General features: G+C 55.0%; 3 protein-coding genes. 2 read left to right on the top strand and 1 reads right to left on the bottom strand.

Annotated elements, in window-relative coordinates:
* Positions 1–251, bottom strand: a 251-nt coding sequence (locus tag ACJROR_RS02845) for a hypothetical protein (RefSeq protein WP_406545770.1), incomplete at its 3' end; no start/stop codon positions are given.
* Positions 252–634: 383 nt separating this feature from the next.
* Here ACJROR_RS02845 and purT point away from each other — a divergent pair.
* Positions 635–1,819, top strand: coding sequence for a formate-dependent phosphoribosylglycinamide formyltransferase (gene purT, locus ACJROR_RS02840; RefSeq protein WP_406545769.1), 1,185 nt, complete (start codon positions 635–637; stop codon positions 1,817–1,819).
* Positions 1,820–2,073: 254 nt separating this feature from the next.
* Positions 2,074–2,262 (top strand): DUF4250 domain-containing protein, encoded by a 189-nt coding sequence (locus tag ACJROR_RS02835; RefSeq protein WP_406041930.1) that lies wholly within the window; start codon positions 2,074–2,076, stop codon positions 2,260–2,262.
* The last annotated feature ends 180 nt before the right edge of the window (positions 2,263–2,442 follow it).

Genomic DNA, 2,442 nt, shown 5'->3' with positions numbered 1-2,442 from the left:
GGGGAGGCATCAGGCCTCTCGGCCTCAGCAACGCACTCTTCCGCGATGCTGTTTGACAGCCGGTATTTTTTCAGGTTCTCCAGACAGGCGCCTGATTTGATTCCGGAAGAGGCTTCCGGAGCGGCCGTTCCGCTGTTCTCCGCCCGGGGAGATGCCGGGACGAGCTCTTCAGCCAGCCCCGTTCCGCAAAGGGAAAAAGAGATAGCTGAAAACGCGGCCAGCGCAAGAACATTTCTGTTAAACATCTTCATACTGTCTACCTGTTCTGAAATACTGTTCTGAAAAAGCACCAATCATGATTCGCTGTCAGACTTTTGACACAGCCCGTAATTATAGATGCTTATGGAGAATAATGTTAGCCGCGCCGTCATTTTTGCCCAAAAATGTGAGCCATTTTTGCCAAAAAGCCGGAATTTCCCGGGAGACGCTCCGGCTCCGGGAGAGCCGTGGCTTCCCCGGCGGGGCTTCTTCTCATCCCCCGAGGGGCTTCCTGTCCTCCCCCTGAGGGGCCCCGGACCCCGGAAACGCAAAATACGCCTGAGCATTGAATCTCACGCCTCAAAACATTATAATTTAAAGTGTTTTTTCTCCCTTTTTCCGGGGTTTTTGTAACAAAGAATTAAGGCAAATACTTATGCTGGGAACTCCCTATACTCCCAATGCCACCAGGGCCGTTCTGCTCGGCTGCGGCGAATTGGGCAAAGAAATCTGCATCGAGCTTCAGCGGCTTGGTGTTGAGGTTATCGGTGTCGATCGTTATGCCAATGCTCCTGCCATGCAGGTGGCCCATCGCTCCCATGTAATTGACATGCAGAACGGTGACGAACTGGCCAAAGTTATTGCCGAGGAAAAGCCTCACTATATCATTCCCGAAATCGAGGCCATTGCCACCGAGCGTCTGCAGGAGTTCGAGAAGCAGGGCATCAAGGTAGTTCCCAGCAGCTTTGCGGCCAGAACCACCATGGATCGCGAGGGCATTCGCACCCTGGCAGCCGAAAAGCTCCGCATTCCCACCTCCAAATACGTCTTTGCCGAAACCATCGAGGAGTTCCGGGAAGGCGTGGCCAAGATCGGCATTCCCTGCGTGGTAAAGCCGGTCATGAGCTCCTCCGGCAAGGGACAGTCCGTTATCAAAAGCAGCGCTGATATCGACAAGGCCTGGGAAACCGCCCATGAAAAGGGCCGGGGCCACAAGCAGAAGGTCATTATCGAGGAATTCCTGAAATTCGACTATGAAATCACCCTGCTCACCGTGCACGCCGTTGACGGCTTCCATTTCTGTCCGCCCATCGGACACCGTCAGGAAAACGGCGACTACCAGGAAAGCTGGCAGCCCCAGAAGATGCCGGAAACCCTGCTGGTCAAGGCGCAGTACATTGCCAAGGTATTCGTGGACGCTCTGGACGGCTACGGCATTTACGGCGTCGAGCTGTTCGTCCGGGGAGACGAGGTGCTGTTCAGCGAGGTATCCCCCCGGCCTCATGACACCGGCATGGTAACCATGATTTCACAGAATTTAAGCGAATTCGCCCTGCACGTAAGAGCCCTGCTGGGACTTCCGGTGGGACAGATCATCCCCTCAGGCCCGGCAGCATCCGTAGCCCTGCTGGGAGACGGCGACTCCGCCAACATCTCCTTTGACAACGTGGCCGGCGCCATGTCCCTGTGCCCGACATCACAGGTACGGCTCTTCGGGAAGCCCGAAATCCGCGGACACCGCCGGCTGGGAGTTATTCTCACCAGGGGCGACACCACGGAGCAGGCCGTAAGCGACGGCAAGAAGGTCGCTGCCGCAATCCGCATCGACTACGGCAAATAAGAACCCGGGACTCAGCAAAAACAGAGTCCGGCTTAGGCCTGAAAGCGGGGACTGGTTATCCAGTCCCGTTTTTATGCCGGGGTTACCGGAGAAAGCCGGAGCCCCGGACAAAAAAGATTTTTAATGCAGTTACCGACACTGCAGGCATTACAGTGAAAAAGGAAGACCGGCTCCCCGGGCAAAATCCCGGGACGAAGTAAAAGCCGGCAGGAAATTATTATAAAAAACGGCCGGAAGCCGTTCAGGACATCAAAATGAAATTCGACAACTACGAACACATGGATCCCTTCATTCTTTACTCCGCAGTGAACATGGAGCTCCGGGATCAGGGCATCAGCCTGGAAGAATTCTGCAAAATCCACGACATTGATCCCGAGAAGCTTCAGGAAATTCTGGAAAAGGCCGGTTTCGTCTATTCTCCCGAGCATAACCAGTTCCGCTGAGCCTTTGGATAATTACCGTGCTTTTGAGCTCCCCTGTTCACCCTCCGAGGTATTTTCATGCTGTTTCTGCATCTGATTCCCATTAATGAGGATTCCGAGCCTTTGGCTCTGGAATACGTCCTCACGCCTGACGCCGCGCCCCGGGGAGCCGCTCCGTCCTCCCCCGCTCCGGAAAACAAG

Source organism: Succinimonas sp. (assembly GCF_045225735.1).
Classification (GTDB): domain Bacteria; phylum Pseudomonadota; class Gammaproteobacteria; order Enterobacterales; family Succinivibrionaceae; genus Succinimonas.
The sequence above is the reverse complement of the archived record's forward strand: the minus strand, read 5'-3'. Positions and strand labels throughout refer to the sequence as shown.

What these genes read in the sequence shown, in the direction of transcription:
- ACJROR_RS02835 (WP_406041930.1), top strand. Translation starts at nt 2,074, where the DNA reads ATGAAATTCGACAACTACGAACACATGGATCCCTTCATTCTTTACTCC.
- purT (WP_406545769.1), top strand. Translation starts at nt 635, where the DNA reads ATGCTGGGAACTCCCTATACTCCCAATGCCACCAGGGCCGTTCTGCTC.